General features: G+C 70.5%; 16 protein-coding genes. All 16 read left to right on the forward strand.

The annotated features are described in order from the left end of the window. The first annotated feature begins 115 nt into the window (after positions 1-115). Positions 116-571, forward strand: a complete 456-nt coding sequence (locus ACZ3I3_RS24895; RefSeq protein WP_467368665.1) for a response regulator — start codon at positions 116-118, stop codon at positions 569-571. Between the two features lie 126 nt (positions 572-697). Beyond that, complete coding sequence (gene nrtL / locus ACZ3I3_RS24900; RefSeq protein WP_467368511.1) at positions 698-1,747, forward strand: ArgS-related anticodon-binding protein NrtL; 1,050 nt, start codon at positions 698-700, stop codon at positions 1,745-1,747. A 13-nt stretch (positions 1,748-1,760) separates the two neighbouring features. Beyond that, positions 1,761-3,152, forward strand: coding sequence for a diaminopimelate decarboxylase (gene lysA / locus ACZ3I3_RS24905; RefSeq protein WP_467368513.1), 1,392 nt, complete (start codon positions 1,761-1,763; stop codon positions 3,150-3,152). A 153-nt stretch (positions 3,153-3,305) separates the two neighbouring features. Continuing rightward, positions 3,306-4,598, forward strand: coding sequence for a homoserine dehydrogenase (locus tag ACZ3I3_RS24910; RefSeq protein WP_356924565.1), 1,293 nt, complete (start codon positions 3,306-3,308; stop codon positions 4,596-4,598). Positions 4,599-4,604: 6 nt separating this feature from the next. Next, positions 4,605-5,663: a threonine synthase gene (gene thrC / locus ACZ3I3_RS24915; protein WP_356924564.1), complete on the forward strand. Its 1,059-nt coding sequence runs from the start codon at positions 4,605-4,607 to the stop codon at positions 5,661-5,663. Positions 5,664-5,958: 295 nt separating this feature from the next. Beyond that, positions 5,959-6,888, forward strand: a complete 930-nt coding sequence (gene thrB, locus ACZ3I3_RS24920) for a homoserine kinase (RefSeq protein WP_467368515.1) — start codon at positions 5,959-5,961, stop codon at positions 6,886-6,888. 402 nt (positions 6,889-7,290) lie between these two features. Beyond that, positions 7,291-9,378 (forward strand): transcription termination factor Rho, encoded by a 2,088-nt coding sequence (gene rho / locus ACZ3I3_RS24925; protein ID WP_467368517.1) that lies wholly within the window; start codon positions 7,291-7,293, stop codon positions 9,376-9,378. A gap of 124 nt (positions 9,379-9,502) precedes the next feature. Beyond that, complete coding sequence (locus ACZ3I3_RS24930) at positions 9,503-11,290, forward strand: trypsin-like serine protease (RefSeq protein ID WP_467368519.1); 1,788 nt, start codon at positions 9,503-9,505, stop codon at positions 11,288-11,290. 210 nt (positions 11,291-11,500) lie between these two features. After that, positions 11,501-12,637, forward strand: a complete 1,137-nt coding sequence (locus tag ACZ3I3_RS24935; protein WP_467368521.1) for an LCP family protein — start codon at positions 11,501-11,503, stop codon at positions 12,635-12,637. A 139-nt stretch (positions 12,638-12,776) separates the two neighbouring features. Then, positions 12,777-12,998 carry a 50S ribosomal protein L31 gene (gene rpmE, locus ACZ3I3_RS24940; RefSeq protein WP_010040182.1) on the forward strand — a complete coding sequence of 74 codons (222 nt, stop codon included), beginning with the start codon at positions 12,777-12,779 and terminating at the stop codon, positions 12,996-12,998. A 106-nt stretch (positions 12,999-13,104) separates the two neighbouring features. Then, positions 13,105-14,181, forward strand: coding sequence for a peptide chain release factor 1 (prfA, locus tag ACZ3I3_RS24945; RefSeq protein ID WP_467368523.1), 1,077 nt, complete (start codon positions 13,105-13,107; stop codon positions 14,179-14,181). A 96-nt stretch (positions 14,182-14,277) separates the two neighbouring features. Next, on the forward strand, positions 14,278-15,117 hold the full coding sequence (gene prmC, locus ACZ3I3_RS24950) for a peptide chain release factor N(5)-glutamine methyltransferase (protein ID WP_086852636.1): 840 nt from the start codon (positions 14,278-14,280) through the stop codon (positions 15,115-15,117). A gap of 70 nt (positions 15,118-15,187) precedes the next feature. Continuing rightward, positions 15,188-15,835: an L-threonylcarbamoyladenylate synthase gene (locus tag ACZ3I3_RS24955; protein WP_150483046.1), complete on the forward strand. Its 648-nt coding sequence runs from the start codon at positions 15,188-15,190 to the stop codon at positions 15,833-15,835. Beyond that, positions 15,832-16,512: an arsenate reductase/protein-tyrosine-phosphatase family protein gene (locus ACZ3I3_RS24960; RefSeq protein ID WP_467368526.1), complete on the forward strand. Its 681-nt coding sequence runs from the start codon at positions 15,832-15,834 to the stop codon at positions 16,510-16,512. The genes ACZ3I3_RS24955 and ACZ3I3_RS24960 overlap by 4 nt, the downstream gene beginning before the upstream one ends. A 71-nt stretch (positions 16,513-16,583) precedes the next feature. Continuing rightward, the gene (locus ACZ3I3_RS24965) at positions 16,584-17,822 is read left to right on the forward strand and encodes a serine hydroxymethyltransferase (protein WP_356924557.1); all 1,239 of its coding nucleotides are present in this window, start codon (positions 16,584-16,586) and stop codon (positions 17,820-17,822) included. A 129-nt stretch (positions 17,823-17,951) separates the two neighbouring features. Then, positions 17,952-19,295: an MraY family glycosyltransferase gene (locus ACZ3I3_RS24970; protein WP_467368528.1), complete on the forward strand. Its 1,344-nt coding sequence runs from the start codon at positions 17,952-17,954 to the stop codon at positions 19,293-19,295. Positions 19,296-19,422: the final 127 nt, after the last annotated feature.

The following is a 19,422-nucleotide window of genomic DNA, read 5'->3' on the forward strand; positions in this document are numbered from 1 at the left end:
TTCCGCTGTCAGGGGCGGGGTTGTGGGTCGCTCGGTCGGGGTGGAAGTGGGGAAAACCCGGACGCGGTGGCCGGGGTCGACCTACTCTCGAGTTGTGCCAGGCGCGTCGGGCCGGGTGCTTGTTGTGGACGACAACAAGGTCATCCGGCAGTTGATCAGGGTCAACCTCGAGCTGGAGGGGCTGGAGGTCGTGACCGCGGCCGATGGTGCCGAATGTCTTGATGTCGTTCATCAGGTGCGGCCCGATGCAGTGACCCTCGACGTCGTCATGCCCCGGCTGGACGGGATCCGGACCGCCGCCCGTCTGCGAGCCGATCCGCGGACCCGTGACGTGCCCCTCGCCATCATCAGTGCCTGTACCCAGTACGAGGTCGAGGCCGGGCTGGAGGTGGGCGTCGACGCCTTCCTCGCCAAGCCGTTCGAGCCCGCCGAACTCGTCGGGATGGTGCGGCAGTTGATCGAGCGGGAGCGGGGCGGGGGGAGGCAAGGGGGCGGTGGTGGGAGCGCGCCTGCTTACGGGTCCGTCCTCGGTGCGGGGGAGGCCGAGCGGGCCGGGAGTGCCGGCAGTTGATCCGTCCTCTGTGAATGGTGTGAATGGCTCGCTGAGCGATCCGTGGTCGAGGGCCCCGTCCACATCCCGGACCCTCTGCAAAACCGGTTCGCATACCCACCCCCTTCCTCCCATACGCTTGTCCCCGTGACCCCCGTCGAGCTCTCCCGCACCGTGCTGCACGCCGTGCGCCGCGCTGTCGACGAGGGTGAGCTCAGCGTGACCGTGCCGGAGCGGGCCGTGGTCACTCCGCCGGGGCCCGGAGGCTGCGGTGACTACGCCACCGGCATCGCCCTCCAGCTGGCCGGCGCGGCAGGACAGCCGCCGCGGCGCGTGGCAGAGATCCTCAGGGCACGGCTCGCCGGTGAGGCCTTCATTGACGATGTCGTCGTCACCGGGCCCGGATTTCTCAACTTCAGTCTGGAGCGCGACGCCTCCGCGCTCCTCGTCGAGGAGATCCTGCGGCGCGGGCGGCGGTACGGCCACGCCGAGGGGTTCAGCGGGACCATCGTGCGGCTCCGGTGCCCGGCGGAGGTCCGTGCCGTCGTCGTCGCGGATGCCCTGGCCCGCGTGCTGCGCAGCCAGGGTGACCTCGTACGCGTCATGTGCGACGGCCCTCTCGCGCCGGAGTGGGAGACCGGCCTCGGTGTGGATGCCGGCCATTCCGGCAGTTACCCCGGCTCCCTCCCCGACCTCGACATCACCCTCCACGCCGTCCCCGCACCGGCCGACCCCCTGCCCCTCGGCCGTGACGCCGCCCGCTGGGCGCTGCTGTACCCGGCCGTGCACGACCGGCCCCGGATCACCGGCGATCATCTGGTTCAGCGGGAGGCCAACCCCCTCTTCCGCGTCCGGTACGCCCACGCCCGCACCCGGGCGCTCCTGCGCAACGCCGCCGACCTGGGCTTCCACCCCGAGCCCGGCCCCGTGAGCGACGCGGAGGCGCTGCTCGCCGCACTCGGCGACCACCCCCGCGTCCTCGCCGCCACCGCCGCCCACCGCGGCCCCGACCGCCTGGCCCGGCATCTCGTCACCGTCGCCGACGCCACGCTGCCGCTGCTCCCGGGCGTGCTGCCCCTCGGCGACGAGAAACCCTCGGCCGCCCACCGTGCCCGGCTCGCTCTCGCCGAAGCCGCCGGGGCGGTGCTGGCCGGTGGCCTGTCCCTGCTCGGCATCGACGCACCCGACCATCTCTGAAAGACGACCGATCATGAGCCGTTCCGCCCACCCCGCCGGGCCCCGTCACGCCGACGTCCTCCCCGAGGGCCACTACTCGGCCCCGCCCGCCGACCTCAACGAGCTGGACCCCAAGGTCTGGGCGCAGACCGTGACGCGTGACGAGCACGGTGTCGCCACCGTCGGAGGGATCCCTGTCACGCAGCTCGCCGAGGAGTTCGGCACCCCGGCCTACATCCTCGACGAGACCGATTTCCGGGCCCGCGCGCGTGCCTGGCGCACCGCGTTCGGCACCGACGCCGACGTCTACTACGCCGGCAAGGCGTTCCTGTCCCGTGCCGTCGTGCGCTGGCTGCACGAGGAAGGGCTGAACGTCGACGTCTGCTCCGGCGGCGAGCTGGCCACCGCCCTGTCCGCCGGCATGCCCGCCGACCGCATCGCCTTTCACGGCAACAACAAGTCCGTCGACGAGATCACCAGGGCCGTCGAGACCGGTGTGGGGCACATCGTGCTCGACTCCTTCCAGGAGATCGCCCGCGTCGCCCACATCGCGCAGGGCCTGGGGAAGCGGCAGAAGGTCCTGATCCGGATCACGGTCGGCGTCGAGGCCCACACCCACGAGTTCATCGCCACGGCCCACGAGGACCAGAAGTTCGGCATCCCGCTGGCCGGCGGGCAGGCCGCCGAGGCCGTACGCCGTGCCCTCCAGCTCGACGGGCTCGAGCTCGTCGGCCTCCACAGCCACATCGGTTCGCAGATCTTCGACATGTCCGGGTTCGAGGTCGCCGCGCACCGGGTCGTCATGCTGCTGAAGGACGTCCGCGACGAGCACGGCGTCGAGCTGCCCGAGATCGACCTCGGCGGCGGGCTCGGGATCGCGTACACGAGTGACGACGACCCGCGCGAGCCGCACGAGATCGCCAAGGCGCTGAGCGAGATCGTCAGCCGTGAGTGCGAGGCCGCCCAGCTGCGCACGCCGCGCATCTCCGTCGAGCCGGGCCGCGCCATCGTCGGCCCGACCGCCTTCACGCTCTACGAGGTGGGCACCACCAAGCCCCTCGACGGGCTGCGGACGTACGTCTCCGTCGACGGCGGCATGTCGGACAACATCCGCACCGCGCTGTACGACGCCGAGTACAGCGTCGCGCTGGTCTCCCGCACCTCCGACGCCGAGCCGATGCTCGCCCGGGTCGTCGGCAAGCACTGCGAGAGCGGGGACATCGTGGTCAAGGACGCGTTCCTGCCGGCCGACCTGGCACCGGGTGACCTCATCGCCGTACCGGCCACGGGCGCCTACTGCCGGTCCATGGCCAGCAACTACAACCACGTGCTGCGGCCGCCGGTCGTCAGCGTGCGGGACGGCGAGGCCCGGGTGATCGTCCGCCGCGAGACGGAGGAGGACCTGCTGCGTCTCGACGTCGGCTGAGCGAGAGGCCCAAGGGCACGGGGCGGAAGATCTCCTGTCTTCCGCCCTCGTACAAATGAAATAGACATCTCACGATCCGGACCGGGGGCAGAAACTCCCGTCCGGTGAGTGAGACTGGTTGCACCGTAGACGGTAAAGAGGAAACGAGGTCGGATGATGCGTACGCGTCCGCTGAAGGTGGCGCTGCTGGGCTGTGGAGTGGTCGGCTCAGAGGTGGCGCGCATCATGACGACGCACGCCGACGACCTCACGGCCCGGATCGGGGCCCCCGTGGAGCTGGCGGGCGTGGCCGTGCGGCGGCCCGACAGGGTCAGGGAAGGCATCGACCCGGCCCTCGTCACCACCGACGCCACCGCCCTCGTCAAACGCGGCGACATCGACGTCGTCGTGGAGGTGATCGGCGGCATCGAGCCCGCGCGGACCCTCATCACCACCGCCTTCGAGCACGGCGCCTCCGTCGTCTCCGCCAACAAGGCGCTGCTCGCCCAGGACGGAGCGGCCCTGCACGCCGCCGCCGACGAGCACGGCAAGGACCTCTACTACGAGGCCGCCGTCGCCGGTGCCATCCCGCTGATCCGGCCGCTGCGCGAGTCCCTCGCCGGCGACAAGATCAACCGGGTGATGGGCATCGTCAACGGCACGACCAACTTCATCCTCGACAAGATGGACTCGACGGGCGCCGGGTATCAGGAGGCCCTCGACGAGGCCACCGCCCTCGGATACGCCGAGGCCGACCCGACCGCCGACGTCGAGGGCTTCGACGCCGCCGCCAAGGCCGCCATCCTCGCCGGTATCGCGTTCCACACGCGCGTGCGCCTCGACGACGTCTACCGCGAGGGCATGACCGAGGTGACGGCGGCCGACTTCGCCTCCGCGAAGGAGATGGGCTGCACCATCAAGCTGCTCGCCATCTGCGAGCGGGCCGCGGACGGGGCGTCCGTCACCGCGCGCGTGCACCCCGCGATGATCCCGCTGAGCCACCCGCTGGCCTCCGTGCGCGGCGCCTACAACGCCGTGTTCGTCGAGTCCGACGCCGCCGGGCAGCTCATGTTCTACGGCCCCGGAGCGGGCGGTTCCCCCACGGCCTCGGCCGTGCTCGGAGACCTCGTCGCAGTCTGCCGCAACCGGATCGGCGGCGCGACCGGACCGGGCGAGTCCGCCTATGCCGCGCTGCCGGTGTCGCCCATGGGCGACGTGGTCACGCGCTACCACATCAGCCTCGACGTGGCCGACAAACCGGGTGTTCTCGCCCAGGTCGCGACCGTTTTCGCCGAGCACGGAGTCTCGATCGATACGGTTCGCCAGTCGGGGAAGGACGGCGAGGCCTCCCTCGTCGTCGTCACGCACCGCGCGTCCGACGCCGCCCTCACCGGGACCGTCGAGGCGTTGCGCAAGCTCGACACCGTGCGTGGTGTCGCCAGCATCATGCGGGTTGAAGGAGAGTAACCAGCAATGACCCACCAGTGGCGCGGAATCATCGAGGAGTACCGGGACCGGCTTCCGGTATCCGACACCACGCCGGTCGTGACGCTCCGCGAGGGCGGCACGCCGCTCGTGCCCGCGCAGGTGCTCTCCGAGCGCACGGGCTGCGAGGTCCACCTCAAGGTGGAGGGCGCGAATCCGACCGGGTCCTTCAAGGACCGCGGTATGACCATGGCCATCACGCGGGCCAAGGAGGAGGGCGCGAAGGCCGTCATCTGCGCCTCCACCGGCAACACGTCCGCCTCCGCCGCCGCGTACGCCGTGCGGGCCGGGATGGTCTGCGCCGTGCTCGTGCCGCAGGGCAAGATCGCGCTCGGCAAGATGGGCCAGGCCCTCGTGCACGGCGCGAAGATCCTCCAGGTCGACGGCAACTTCGACGACTGCCTCACGCTCGCGCGCGGCCTGAGCGACAACTACCCTGTCGCTCTGGTCAATTCGGTCAATCCGGTGCGCATCGAGGGGCAGAAGACCGCCGCGTTCGAGATCGTCGACATGCTCGGCGACGCGCCCGACATCCACGTCCTGCCGGTGGGCAACGCGGGCAACATCACGGCCTATTGGAAGGGCTACCAGGAGTACGCCGCCGACGGCGTCGCCACCCGGACCCCCCGGATGTGGGGTTTCCAGGCCTCCGGCAGCGCCCCGATCGTGCGCGGCGAGGTCGTCAAGGACCCGTCGACCATCGCCACCGCCATCCGCATCGGCAACCCGGCCTCCTGGCAGTACGCGCTCGCCGCGCGGGACGAGTCGGGCGGCTTCATCGACGAGGTGACGGACCGTGAGATCCTGCGCGCCTACCGGCTGTTGGCCTCGCAGGAGGGTGTCTTCGTCGAGCCCGCGTCCGCCGCGTCCGTCGCCGGTCTGCTGAAGGCCGCCGAGCAGGGCAAGGTCGACCCGGGGCAGCGGATCGTGTGCACCGTCACGGGCAACGGCCTGAAGGACCCCGACTGGGCCGTCGCCGGTGCCCCGCAGCCGGTCACCGTACCCGTCGACTCGGCGGCCGCGGCGGAGCGCCTCGGCCTGGTCTGACATGCGCCGACGCACCGAGCGCCGGTGTAACGCCCGACACGGTCCGGCGTAAGACGGCGCTTGACCGGGGAGGTTCCCTACGGGGGGGTGCACAGGGGGCTTACGACACGCATCGTGCGCCTCCTGTGCGCCCTATGTCGCCACAGAACCTTCCTTCGATAGGCTGTACTGAACCCGCCCGCCGCATATGCCGCGGAGCCACGCCGTCTCCGCGGCCCCCAGGGTTCTCGTACACCATCGAATGTCCGTCCCACGTCATTCGACAATCACGCAGCTCAAGGAGAGTCATCGAGCGATGGCCGGTCCAGCGTTCCGAGCCGCCGCCGTCCGGGTGCGCGTCCCCGCCACCAGCGCCAACCTCGGCCCGGGCTTCGACGCCCTCGGCCTCGCGCTGGGGTTGTACGACGACGTGGTCGTCCGGGTGGCCGACTCCGGGCTGCACATCGACATCGCGGGTGAGGGCAGCGAGACACTCCCGCGCGACGAGCGGCACCTTCTCGTACGTTCCCTGCGCACCGCCTTCGACCTGCTGGGCGGACAGCCGCGCGGCCTGGAGATCGTCTGCGCCAACCGCATTCCGCACGGCCGGGGCCTGGGCTCCTCCTCGGCCGCCATCTGCGCCGGCATCGTCGCCGCCCGTGCCGTGACCATAGGCGCCGAGGCCAAGCTCGACGACACGGCGCTGCTGGAGCTCGCCACCGAGATCGAGGGCCATCCCGACAACGTCGCCGCGTGTCTGCTGGGCGGCTTCACCCTGTCCTGGATGGAGGGCGGCGCGGCCCGGGCCATCAGGATGGAGCCCGCCGATTCCATCGTTCCGGTGGTTTTCGTACCCGGAAAGCCGGTACTCACCGAAACAGCGCGCGGCCTGCTGCCGCGCACCGTGCCGCACGTCGACGCAGCCACCAACGCGGGCCGGGCCGCCCTGCTCGTCGAGGCCATGACGCGGCGCCCCGAGCTGCTGCTGCCCGCCACCGAGGACCGCCTGCACCAGGAGTACCGCGCCCCGGCCATGCCCGAGAGCGCGGCACTGGTGGAGCGGTTGCGGGCCGAGGGCGTCCCCGCGGTGATCTCCGGCGCCGGCCCGACGGTCATGGCCCTGGCCGACCCTGGCACCGCCGACAAGGTCGAGGCCCTGGCGGGCGCGGACTGGGCCGCCAACCGGCTGAGCCTCGATCCGCAGGGCGCGATCGTGCTGCCGCTCGCGACCTCCACCGACATTTGAAAGCGCACGGTTGCCGGATTTCGAGAGGGGGAATGTTTGTTGGATCCGGTAGTGTTAACCTCAAGTCTGCACCCGACCCCACCACGGCGAGGTGCCTCGTGTCCCCGTCCGGGACAGACATTCTTCCGGGAGCCCCCCAAGCCGCACTGTGTTCCGTACGTCGGACCGTACGCCGTACACGGACACTGAGCGGGGCGCAGGGCACGCTCCGGAACCGGTGCGACCACGCCGCGTGACACTGACACTGGGTGTCACGGCACATGGAAGCGCCATCACCAGATTCCTCCGCCGCTGAGGCGGACCACCGCCCCGGCACGGTTCACACCAAACGGACCGAAGCCGGACAGCACAACCGGTCGCCGAGCCAGACAGGCCGACGTCCGCTCCAGGGAAGGACCCTTCGTGAGCGACACCACCGATCTGATGGGCGCACGTGTCGAGGAGACCGCTGCCGCGCCCGCCACGGACGCCTCCGCGCCTGCCACCGGTGCCGGCTCCCGGCGGCGCCGCGGTACCGGCCTCGAGGGCATGGTGCTGGCCGAGCTGCAACAGGTCGCATCCGGCCTCGGTATCAGGGGCACAGCGCGTATGCGCAAGAGCCAGCTGATCGAGGTCATCAAGGAGGCGCAGGCGTCCGGCGGCGCCGCTCCGGCGGCGAAGGCCGAGGCCCCCGCCGAGGCCAAGCCGAAGCGCCGCGCCACCTCCCGGACCCGTACGGGGGACAACGCCGAGAAGGCGGAGAAGAAGGCGGACGCGAAGCAGGCCCCCGAGGCCCCCGCCGAGAAGGCCGACAAGGCCCAGAAGGCCGTTGCCCAGCAGCAGATCGACATTCCCGGCCAGCCCGCTGGGGGCCCCTCCCGCGCGAGCGAAGCCGAGCGTGGGGGAGATGACGCGCCCTCCGAGCGCCGCCGTCGCCGGGCCACCGCCGACGCCGGTTCGCCGGCCGCCGCCGCTCCCGAGACGGTCGCCGCCGAGGCGAAGAACGAGTCCAAGGGCGAGTCGCAGGCACAGCCGCAGCAGCAGTCCCAGAACGACGCCAAGTCCGACGGGGGCGAGGGCGGCGAGGGCCGTCGTCGCGACCGCCGTGACCGCGGCCGGGACAGGGACGGCGGCCGTGAGCGTGACGGTGGCCGTGATCGCGACCGCCGCGGCAACAAGGGCGACGACCAGCAGGGTGGCCAGCGCGGCCAGCAGAACCAGCAGGGCGGCGGCCGTCAGGACCGTGACCGCCAGCAGGACGACGACGACTTCGAGGGCGGCCGGCGTGGCCGTCGCGGGCGTTACCGCGACCGCCGTGGCCGTCGCGGCCGCGACGACATCGCCTCCTCCGAGCCGCAGATCGCCGAGGACGACGTCCTGATCCCCGTCGCGGGCATCCTGGACATCCTCGACAACTACGCCTTCATCCGCACGTCCGGCTACCTGCCCGGGCCGAACGACGTGTACGTCTCCCTCGCCCAGGTGCGCAAGAACGGCCTGCGCAAGGGCGACCACATCACCGGTGCCGTCCGCCAGCCGAAGGAAGGCGAGCGCCGCGAGAAGTTCAACGCGCTGGTCCGCCTGGACTCCGTCAACGGCATGGCGCCCGAACACGGCCGCGGCCGCCCGGAGTTCAACAAGCTGACGCCGCTGTACCCGCAGGACCGCCTCCGCCTGGAGACGGACCCGGGCGTTCTCACCACCCGCATCATCGACCTGGTCTCGCCCATCGGTAAGGGCCAGCGCGGTCTGATCGTGGCCCCGCCGAAGACCGGCAAGACCATGATCATGCAGGCGATCGCCAACGCGATCACGCACAACAACCCCGAGTGCCACCTGATGGTCGTCCTCGTCGACGAGCGTCCGGAAGAGGTCACCGACATGCAGCGGTCGGTCAAGGGCGAGGTCATCTCCTCGACCTTCGACCGCCCGGCCGAGGACCACACCACGGTCGCGGAGCTCGCCATCGAGCGTGCCAAGCGGCTGGTCGAGCTGGGTCACGACGTGGTCGTCCTGCTGGACTCCATCACGCGTCTGGGCCGTGCGTACAACCTCGCCGCCCCGGCCTCCGGCCGCATCCTGTCCGGTGGTGTCGACTCGACGGCCCTGTACCCGCCGAAGCGCTTCTTCGGTGCGGCCCGCAACATCGAGGACGGCGGCTCGCTGACCATCCTCGCCACCGCCCTGGTGGACACCGGGTCCCGCATGGACGAGGTCATCTTCGAGGAGTTCAAGGGCACCGGCAACGCCGAGCTCAAGCTCGACCGGAAGCTCGCCGACAAGCGCATCTTCCCGGCGGTGGACGTCGACGCGTCCGGCACCCGTAAGGAAGAGATCCTGCTCGCCAGCGACGAACTGTCCATCGTCTGGAAGCTGCGCCGGGTGCTGCACGCCCTCGACCAGCAGCAGGCCGTCGAGCTGCTCCTCGACAAGATGAAGCAGACGAAGTCGAACGCCGAGTTCCTGATGCAGATCCAGAAGACCACTCCGACGCCGGGCAACGGCGACTGAGGCAGGCATCGCGCAAGAGGGCCGCTCCCGAAAACGGGGCGGCCCTTTGTGCTGTCCGCGCAAGGGTAGGATCACGCTCTCTTCGAACATGTGATCCCGAGGGGGGACATTCGTGGGTAGACCCATGCCTGGGGGCGGTCGGCACAGACGCCGGATACGCATCGCCCTTCCCGTCGCCGCGGCCGGTGTGGCCGCCGCCGTGGCCGCCGCGCTGCTGACGACGTCCGCCGGCGTGGCCGCCCCGTTGCCGCAGCCGACGGTCAAGCCCGCCACCAGCTCGCCGTCGCTCGCCGAGCTGCAGAAGCGCGTCGCGGGCGCCATGGCCGGTGACGACGTCGCGGGCAGGACGAGCAAGACGTCGCTGAGCACGAGCACGAGCACGAACACGAGCCCCTCCACCGTCGACCCGAAGATCATCGGCGGCAGCGCGACCACCATCAGCACGGCCCCGTGGATGGCGCAGCTCTTCTACTCCGACCGCCGGGGCACCTCCAGCACCAGCGACGACATCGGCTTCTTCTGCGGCGGCGCCGTCGTCGCGCCAACGAAGATCCTCACCGCCGCGCACTGCGTCAAGGGCTACGACTGGAATGCCGGCGGCACCGTCATCACAGGCACCGCCCAGTTGCCCTCGGCCGATGGGACCGACCTGCACGGCGGCACGCCGCGGGGCGTCCTGCGGCAGTGGAACCACCCCTCGTACAACGCGACGACCATCGACAACGACATCGCGGTGCTGACCCTGGACGAACCGGTCAAGGCCACCCCGATCCGTATGACGACGTCCGGAGACACCACGTCGTACAAAGCCGGCACCAGCGCCAAGGTCTACGGCTGGGGCCGCACCAGCTCCACCAGCGACGACATCTCCGAGACGCTGAAGACGGCCACGCTGCCCATGCAGTCCGACACCACCTGCGCCGGCGCGTACGGCAGGGACTTCGTCAAGGGTCACATGGTCTGCGCGGGCAAGCCCGCCACCGGCAGCGACACCGGCACCACCACCGCCTGCAACGGCGACTCCGGCGGCCCCCTGGTCGTCAACAACCGCATCGTCGGTGTCGTCTCCTGGGGCGTGACCGACTGCGTCGCCAAGGGCGCCTACAGCGTCTTCAGCAAGGTCAGCACCTACGTCGGCGCCACCTATCCCCGCCTCGACGACACCAACATCAGCGGCGACCACAAGGCCGACCTGTGGGTGCGCAACGCCTCCACCAAGACGGGCTACTCGAAGGACTCCAAGGGCACGTCCTTCGCCGCCCGCGAGTCCTGGGACAACTGGGGCGGCTTCAACGTCGTCCTGCAGACGGACCTCGACCGCGACGGCTACCAGGACCTGGTCCACCGGCGCAGCAGCGACGGCGACGTCTTCTGGTACTCCAGCCGTACGGGAGCCACCAAGCAGATCGCCGACAACTGGAAGACCCGCACCCGCATCATCACCCCCGGTGACGTCACCGGCGACTACCTGCCCGACCTGCTCTCGGTCGACTCGGCGGGCGTGATGTGGATCTACCCGGGCAAGGGCAACGGCACCTTCGCGCCCCGCGTCAAGGTGAACTCCGGCTGGAACCAGTACAACTCCGTGCGCGGCCACGGCGACTTCACCGGGGACGGCAAGACCGACCTGATCGCCCGCAGCTCGTCGGGCAGCTACGTGTACCTCTACAAGGGCACCGGCAAGGCCGGCTCGGGCGCCTTCTCGGCCCGGGTCAAGGTGCGCACCTGGAGCGGCTACAACGCATTCGACGCCACCGGCGACATCACCGGCGACGGCAAGGCCGACTTCCTGGCCCGCACCCCCGGCGGGACGCTCTACCTCTACAAGGGCACCGGCAAGGCGACCAGCGAGATCTTCGCCACAAGGATCTCTCTCGGTACCGATTTCAAGCAGTACGACATCTTTGGCTGAAATTGCAGGTGAGCGGGGTACGTCCCGCGACGGTCGACCACGGACTGTGCCCACCGCCGCACGCGGTGGGCACAGTCCGTTGTGCAACCCTTTCCCGAGTTTCTCCGTCTGACCAGGCGGAGTGACGATGGTGCCAGGAGGAAGTCCCCGACCGAGCACGCCTGGCACTGACCGCAGGGGGTAACCGACCGTAGACGAGCTGAGGAGCACATGTCTGCCGAGAGCACGCCGGGTCCGGGTATACCGGGCGATACCGGCACCACCGGGCCGCGCCACCGCGCCAAGGGCCGACGCCGCAAGCCCCGTAAGCGCCACAGGGCCCTGATGGTGACGGCCTGGACCGCTGCGGGCATCGTCGCCGTGGGCGGCGCCGGGGCGGGCTACATGTACTTCAAGCTCAACGGCAACCTCAAGAGCGTCGACATCGACCAGGCCCTCGGCACGGACCGGCCCAAGAAGGCCGACAACGGCTCGGAGAACATCCTCGTCCTCGGCTCCGACACCCGCGCCGGCGGCAACAAGAAGCTCGGCGGCGGCACCGACGACGGCAGCGCCCGCTCCGACACGGCGATGATCGTGCACGTCTACAAGGGGCACAAGAAGGCCAGCGTGGTCTCCATCCCGCGCGACACCCTCATCGACCGGCCCTCGTGCACGGACACCAAGGGTGACGAGCACCCCGCCGCGAACGGCGTGATGTTCAACTCCGCGTACTCCACCGGCGGGGCCGCCTGCGCCGTGAAGACCGTCGAGTCGATCACCGACCTGCGCATGGACCACTACCTGGAGGTCGACTTCGCCGGCTTCCAGAGGCTCATCGACGACCTCGGCGGCGTCGAGGTCACCACGACCAAGAGCATCGACGACCCCGACAGCCACCTGAAGCTGAAGGCCGGCACCCACAGACTCGACGGCGAGCAGGCCCTCGGCCTGGTCCGCACCCGGCACGGCGTCGGCGACGGCTCCGACCTCGGCCGCATCCAGCTCCAGCAGGCCTTCATCAAGGCCCTGGTCAACCAGGTCAAGGACGTCGGCGTCTTCACGAACCCGAAGAAGCTGCTCGACCTCGCGGAGACCGCGACCAAGACGGTGACGACCGACTCCGACCTCGGCTCGGTCAACAAGCTCGCGTCTTTCGCGAGCGGCCTCCAAAGCATCACCCCGTCCCACATGCACATGGTCACGATGCCGGTGGCCTACGACCCGGCCGACCCCAACCGTGTCCTCCTCCAGGAGCAGAAGGCCGACGAGATCTGGAAGGCCCTCCAGAACGACAAGCCGATCCCGAAGAGCGCCACGAAGGGCACGGCGACGGGTGAGGCCAAGGGTGTCGTGAGCGGCCGGTAGGGGACACGGGGAACAAACAACGGCATCCCCCGGTTTTGGGGGATGGCCCCAGTCCTGGCAGACTGGTACGTCGGCCCCGGTTCACGCTCCCGCACCCCGCGGCAGCGACCCGGCGCCCTCCCGAAACCTAGGAGACACCTTGAAGCGCGACATCCACCCCGCGTACGTCGAGACGCAGGTCAGCTGCACCTGCGGCGCGTCGTTCACCACCCGCAGCACCATCGAGTCCGGCGCGATCCGTGCCGACGTGTGCTCCGAGTGCCACCCGTTCTACACGGGCAAGCAGAAGATCCTCGACACCGGTGGCCGCGTGGCCCGCTTCGAGGCCCGCTTCGGCAAGGCCGCCGGCTCCAAGAAGTAGCGAGCCCCATTTCGCCGGTCCGCGGACGCGCCCCCTCACCGGGCGCTCCGGGACCGGCGTTTTTGGTCGCCCGCCCTTCACCCCCGTCCCTGCACAGGAGCCCAAGATGTTCGAGGCCGTCGAGGAACTCGTCGCCGAGCACGCCGACCTGGAGAAGAAGCTCGCCGACCCGTCGGTCCACAACGACCAGGCCAACGCGCGCAAGCTGAACAAGCGTTACGCCGAGCTCACCCCGATCGTCGCCACGTACCGCTCCTGGACGCAGACGGGCGACGACATCGAGACCGCGCGCGAGTTCGCCGCCGACGACCCCGACTTCGTGGCCGAGGTCAAGGAGCTGGAGCAGCGGCGCGAGGAGCTGACCGAGAAGCTGCGCCTTCTCCTCGTCCCGCGCGATCCCAGCGACGACAAGGACGTCATCCTCGAGATCAAGGCGGGCGCGGGCGGCGACGAGTCGGCCCTGTTCGCCGGCGACCTGCTGCGCATGTACCTGCGGTACGCCGAGCGCGTCGGCTGGAAGACCGAGATCATCGACGCCACGGAGTCCGAGCTGGGCGGCTACAAGGACGTCCAGGTGGCCGTGAAGACCAAGGGCGGCCAGGGCGCCACGGAGCCCGGACAGGGCGTGTGGGCCCGCCTGAAGTACGAGGGCGGCGTGCACCGCGTGCAGCGCGTCCCCGCCACCGAGTCCCAGGGCCGTATCCACACCTCCGCCGCCGGTGTCCTCGTCACCCCCGAGGCCGAGGAGATCGACGTCGAGATCAACCCGAACGACCTCCGCATCGACGTCTACCGCTCCTCCGGGCCGGGCGGGCAGTCCGTCAACACCACCGACTCCGCCGTGCGCATCACGCACATCCCGACCGGAGTCGTCGCCTCCTGCCAGAACGAGAAGAGCCAGTTGCAGAACAAGGAGCAGGCACTGCGTATCCTGCGCTCCAGGCTGCTCGCAGCAGCGCAGGAAGAAGCGGAGAGGAACGCCGCCGACGCCCGCCGCAGCCAGGTCCGCACCGTCGACCGCTCCGAGAAGATCCGTACGTACAACTACCCGGAGAACCGCATCTCGGACCACCGTGTCGGCTTCAAGGCGTACAACCTGGACCAGGTCCTGGACGGCGACCTCGACGCGGTGATCCAGGCCTGTGTCGACGCGGACTCGGCCGCCAAGCTGGCCGCCGCGTAAGGACACAGCCGCCGCGTAAGGACACACAGGAGTACCGAGCACCGGAGGACTTGCGTGCAGCAGTCATTTGGGGGGCGACCCCCAAGCCCCCGCAGCGTGCTGCTCGCGGAGGTGGCCCAGGCCACCCAGCGGCTCGCCGACGCCGGCGTGCCCTCGCCGCGCACCGACGCGGAGGAACTCGCCGCGTTCGTGCACGGCGTCAAGCGCGGTGAGCTGCACTCCGTCAAGGACTCCGACTTCGACGCCCGGTACTGGGAGGTCATCGCCCGCCGAGAGGCCCGCGAGCCGCTCCAGCACATCACCGGACGCGCCTACTTCCGCTACCTGGAACTCCAGGTCGGCCCGGGCGTGTTCGTGCCGCGGCCCGAGACGGAGTCCGTGGTCGGCTGGGCCATAGACGCCGTACGGGCCATGGACGTCGTCGAGCCGTGCATCGTCGACCTGTGCACCGGCTCCGGCGCCATCGCGCTCGCCCTCGCCCAGGAGGTGCCGCGCTCGCGCGTGCACGCCGTGGAGCTGTCCGAGGACGCCCTCAGGTGGACCCGCAAGAACGTGGAGGGGTCCAGGGTCGAGCTGCGCCAGGGGGACGCCCTGACGGCCTTCCCGGACCTCGACGGCCAGGTCGACCTCGTCATCTCCAACCCGCCGTACATCCCGCTCACCGAGTGGGAGTACGTCGCCCCCGAGGCGCGGGACCACGACCCGGAACTGGCCCTGTTCTCCGGCGAGGACGGCCTCGACCTCATCCGCGGCCTGGAGCGCACCGCGCACCGGCTGCTGCGCCCCGGCGGTGTCGTGGTCGTGGAGCACGCCGACACCCAGGGCGGCCAGGTGCCGTGGATCTTCGCCGAGGACCGGGGCTGGACCGACGCCGCCGACCACCCGGACCTGAACAACCGCCCGCGTTTCGCCACGGCCCGCAAGGCGCTGCCGTGAGCACACCGGGCACACCGCAGTCTTCGTGGACTTCACCCCAGCAGCACGTGTACGAGGAGGCCAGCTAAAGATGGCACGGCGATACGACACCAACGACGCGACCGACCGTGTGACCGGTCTGCGTGAGGCAGCGTCCGCCGTCCGCCGAGGCGAGCTCGTGGTGCTGCCGACGGACACGGTGTACGGCATCGGCGCCGACGCGTTCTCCTCGGAGGCGGTCGCCGACCTGCTGGAGGCCAAGGGCCGGGGCCGCAACATGCCCACCCCCGTCCTCATCGGCTCCCCGAACACGCTGCACGGGCTCGTCACGGACTTCTCGGAGCTGGCCTGGGAGCTGGTCGACGCCTTCTGGCCGGGCGCGCTGACGCTCGTCGCCAAGCACCAGCCGTCCCTCCAGTGGGACCTGGGGGACACCCGGGGCACGGTCGCCGTGCGCATGCCGCTGCACCCCGTCGCCATCGAGCTGCTGACGGAGGTGGGCCCGATGGCCGTCTCCTCCGCCAACCTGACCGGCCACCCGGCGCCGGAGGACTGCGACGCCGCGCAGGAGATGCTCGGCGACTCCGTCTCCGTCTACCTGGACGGCGGCCCGACCCCCGGCAACGTCCCGTCGTCGATCGTCGACGTGACCCGTGAGGTGCCGCTGCTGCTGCGCGCCGGCGCGATCTCCGCGGAAGAGCTGCGAAAGGTCGTACCCGACCTCGAGGTGGCGAATTGACGGCCCCTGGAGCGGGGCGTGGCATAGGCAACGGGGAAAGCGCGGCGGAGATCACGACGACGTTCGTGGGGCTTCCGCGTGACAGCTTCCGCATCCTCCACGTCAGTACCGGCAACGTGTGCCGCTCGCCCATCACCGAGCGGCTGACCCGCCATTTCGTGCGGGAGCGGCTCGGGATCCTGGGCGGCGGGCTGATCGTGGAGAGCGCGGGCACCTGGGGCCACGAGGGCGCCCCCATGGAGGCCAACGCGGAGACCGTGCTGGCCGACTTCGGCGCGGACGCCACCGGCTTCACCGGGCGCGAACTCCTCGACGAGCACGTGATCCGCGCCGACCTGGTGCTGACCGCCACCCGCGACCACCGGGCGCAGGTCATCTCCATGGGCCACTCGGCGGGCCTGCGGACCTTCACGCTCAAGGAGTTCACCCGCCTGGTGAAGGCCATCGACCCGGCGACCCTGCCGCCCCTGGAGGAGGGCGTGGTCATCCGCGCCCGTGCGCTGGTGCGTGCCGCGGCGGCTCTACGCGGGTGGCTGCTGGCGCCGAACGCCGAGGCGGACGAGGTGTACGACCCGTACGGGGCGCCCCTGACGTTCTTCCGGTCCATCGGGGACGAGATACACCAGGCACTCGATCCGGTCGTCACGGCTCTCACGGGCGTCCCCGCAAAGACGTAACGGCCGAGCGCGCCGGGGGCCCCGGGCCTACATTGGACGTACGTCACCGACGACGCCGCCCGGAGCCCACCATGACGGTCACCCCTGCCATCGAGGCCGATCTCCTGCGCCGCCAGGACCCCGAACTCGCCGACATCCTGCTCGGCGAGCGGGAGCGGCAGGCGACCACGCTCCAGCTGATCGCCGCGGAGAACTTCAGCTCGCCGGCCGTCCTGGCCGCCCTCGGCTCGCCGCTCGCCAACAAGTACGCCGAGGGATACCCCGGAGCGCGGCACCACGGCGGCTGTGAGATCGCCGACGTCGCCGAACGCGTCGCCGTGGACCGGGCCAGGGCGCTGTTCGGCGCCGAGCACGCCAACGTGCAGTCCCACTCCGGCTCTTCGGCCGTCCTGGCCGCCTACGCCGCCCTGCTGCGCCCCGGCGACACCGTCCTCGCCCTCGGCCTGCCCTACGGCGGCCACCTGACGCACGGGTCGCCGGCGAACTTCTCCGGCCGCTGGTTCGACTTCGTCGGATACGGCGTGGAGGCCGAGTCCGGGCTGATGGACCACGAGCAGGTGCGCACCCTGGCGCGCACACGCCGGCCCAAGGCGATCGTGTGCGGCTCCATCGCCTACCCCCGGCACATCGACTACGCGTTCTTCCGCGAGGTCGCCGACGAGGTGGGCGCGTACCTCGTCGCGGACGCCGCGCACCCCATCGGGCTCGTCGCCGGGGGAGCGGCGCCGAACCCGGTGCCGTACGCGGACATCGTCTGTGCGACGACCCACAAGGTGCTGCGGGGCCCGCGCGGCGGCATGATCCTGTGCCGCGCGGAACTGGCCGAGCGGGTGGACCGGGCCGTGTTCCCTTTCACACAGGGTGGTGCGCAGATGCACACCATCGCCGCCAAGGCGGTCGCGTTCGGGGAGGCGGCAACACCGGCGTTCTCCGTGTACGCCCATCAGGTGGTCGCCAATGCGAGGGTTCTCGCGGCCCGGCTGGCCGCCGAGGGCCTGGTCGTCACCACGGGCGGCACGGACACCCACCTGATCACCGCCGACCCGGCGCCGCTCGGCGTCGACGGCCGCACCGCCCGGGGCCGTCTCGCCGCGGCGGGCCTGGTCATGGACTGCTGCGCGCTGCCGCACGGCGACGCCCGGGGGCTCAGGCTGGGCACGGCCGCCGTCACCACGCAGGGCATGGGCGAGGCGGAGATGGCGCGGATCGCCAAGCTGCTCGCGGGGGTGCTCAGGGGCGTGACGGAGACCGCGAGGGCCCGTGAAGAAGTGCGGGAGCTGGCCGGTGGATTTCCGCCGTATCCCCGCTGAGACGGGGTAAGCGCACCAGGGTGCACAGCTACTCGTGCAACCATCGTCGCTACCCGGAAGTCCCCACTCATATGCGCGCATCGCTAGGGTGTGGGGCTGTGATGGCCAGCGAGACCTGTGGGGAAGCCCGTGCGTGAATACCTGCTGACGCTCTGCATCACGGCCGCGGTGACGTATCTGCTGACAGGGCCGGTACGGAAATTCGCGATCGTGGCAGGAGCGATGCCGGAGATCCGGGCACGCGACGTGCACCGGGAACCCACTCCGCGGCTCGGCGGGATCGCGATGTTCTTCGGCCTGTGCGCGGGCCTGCTGGTCGCCGACCACCTGACCAACCTCAACCAGGTCTTCCAGGCCTCGAACGAACCCCGGGCGCTGCTGTCCGGGGCGGCCCTGATCTGGCTGATCGGTGTACTGGACGACAAGTTCGAGATCGACGCCCTGATCAAGCTGGGCGGCCAGATGATCGCCGCGGGCGTGATGGTCGTGCAGGGTCTGACGATCCTGTGGCTGCCCATCCCGGGCATCGGCTCGGTGGCGCTCACCCAGTGGCAGGGCACCCTGCTGACGGTGGCGCTGGTCGTCATCACCATCAACGCGGTCAACTTCGTCGACGGCCTCGACGGCCTCGCGGCGGGCATGGTCTGCATCGCGGCCACCGCGTTCTTCCTCTACGCCTACCGGATCTGGTACTCGTACGGCGTCGAGGCCGCCGCCCCCGCCACGCTCTTCTCGGCGATCCTGATGGGCATGTGCCTGGGCTTCCTGCCGCACAACATGCACCCGGCGCGGATCTTCATGGGCGACTCGGGCTCCATGCTGATCGGCCTGGTCCTGGCCGCCGGCGCGATCTCGATCACCGGCCAGGTCGACCCGGACGCGCTCAACCTCTACGTCGGGTCGGAGAAGGAGGCCGTGCACCAGACGGTCCCCGTCTACATCCCGCTGCTGCTGCCGCTGACGATCATCGCGGTCCCGGCCGCCGACCTGATCCTGGCGATCGTGCGCCGCACCTGGCGCGGCCAGTCGCCGTTCGCGGCCGACCGCGGCCACCTGCACCACCGTCTGCTGGAGATCGGCCACTCGCACAGCCGCGCGGTGCTCATCATGTACTTCTGGTCGGCGCTCATCGCCTTCGGGGCGCTGGCCTACTCGGTCAACTCGGCGTCCATGTGGATCGTGCTCGGCATCGTGTTCCTCAGCGCGATCGGCCTGGCGCTGCTCCTGCTGCCGCGCTTCACGCCGCGCACCCCGCGCTGGATGGAGCACTTCGTGCCGCCGCGCTACCGGCGCCGCGGGGTTCCGGCCCTGGCGCCCGAGGCCTCGACGCCGGCGTCCGCCACCGACCAGCCGGCCTCGCTCGCGCCCGGGAACCGCACCCCGGCCGTGTCCGGCGTCTCAGGAGTCAACGGAGCGACCGCCATCGGCGCCCGCTCGCGTCCGGCGGACCGGCGCAAGGCCGGAACCAGGTAAGAGCGGGGACAAGGTAAGAATCTGACTAGAGCATTGCCAAGTCGTGGGGTTGTGATGGGGGAGCGAAGCGCCCCAATACCAGACAAGTCGGCACTGTTCTTGCACAGACGCGCAGCTTCACTCTCAT

It is taken from the genome of Streptomyces sp. NPDC016851, from assembly GCF_055562795.1.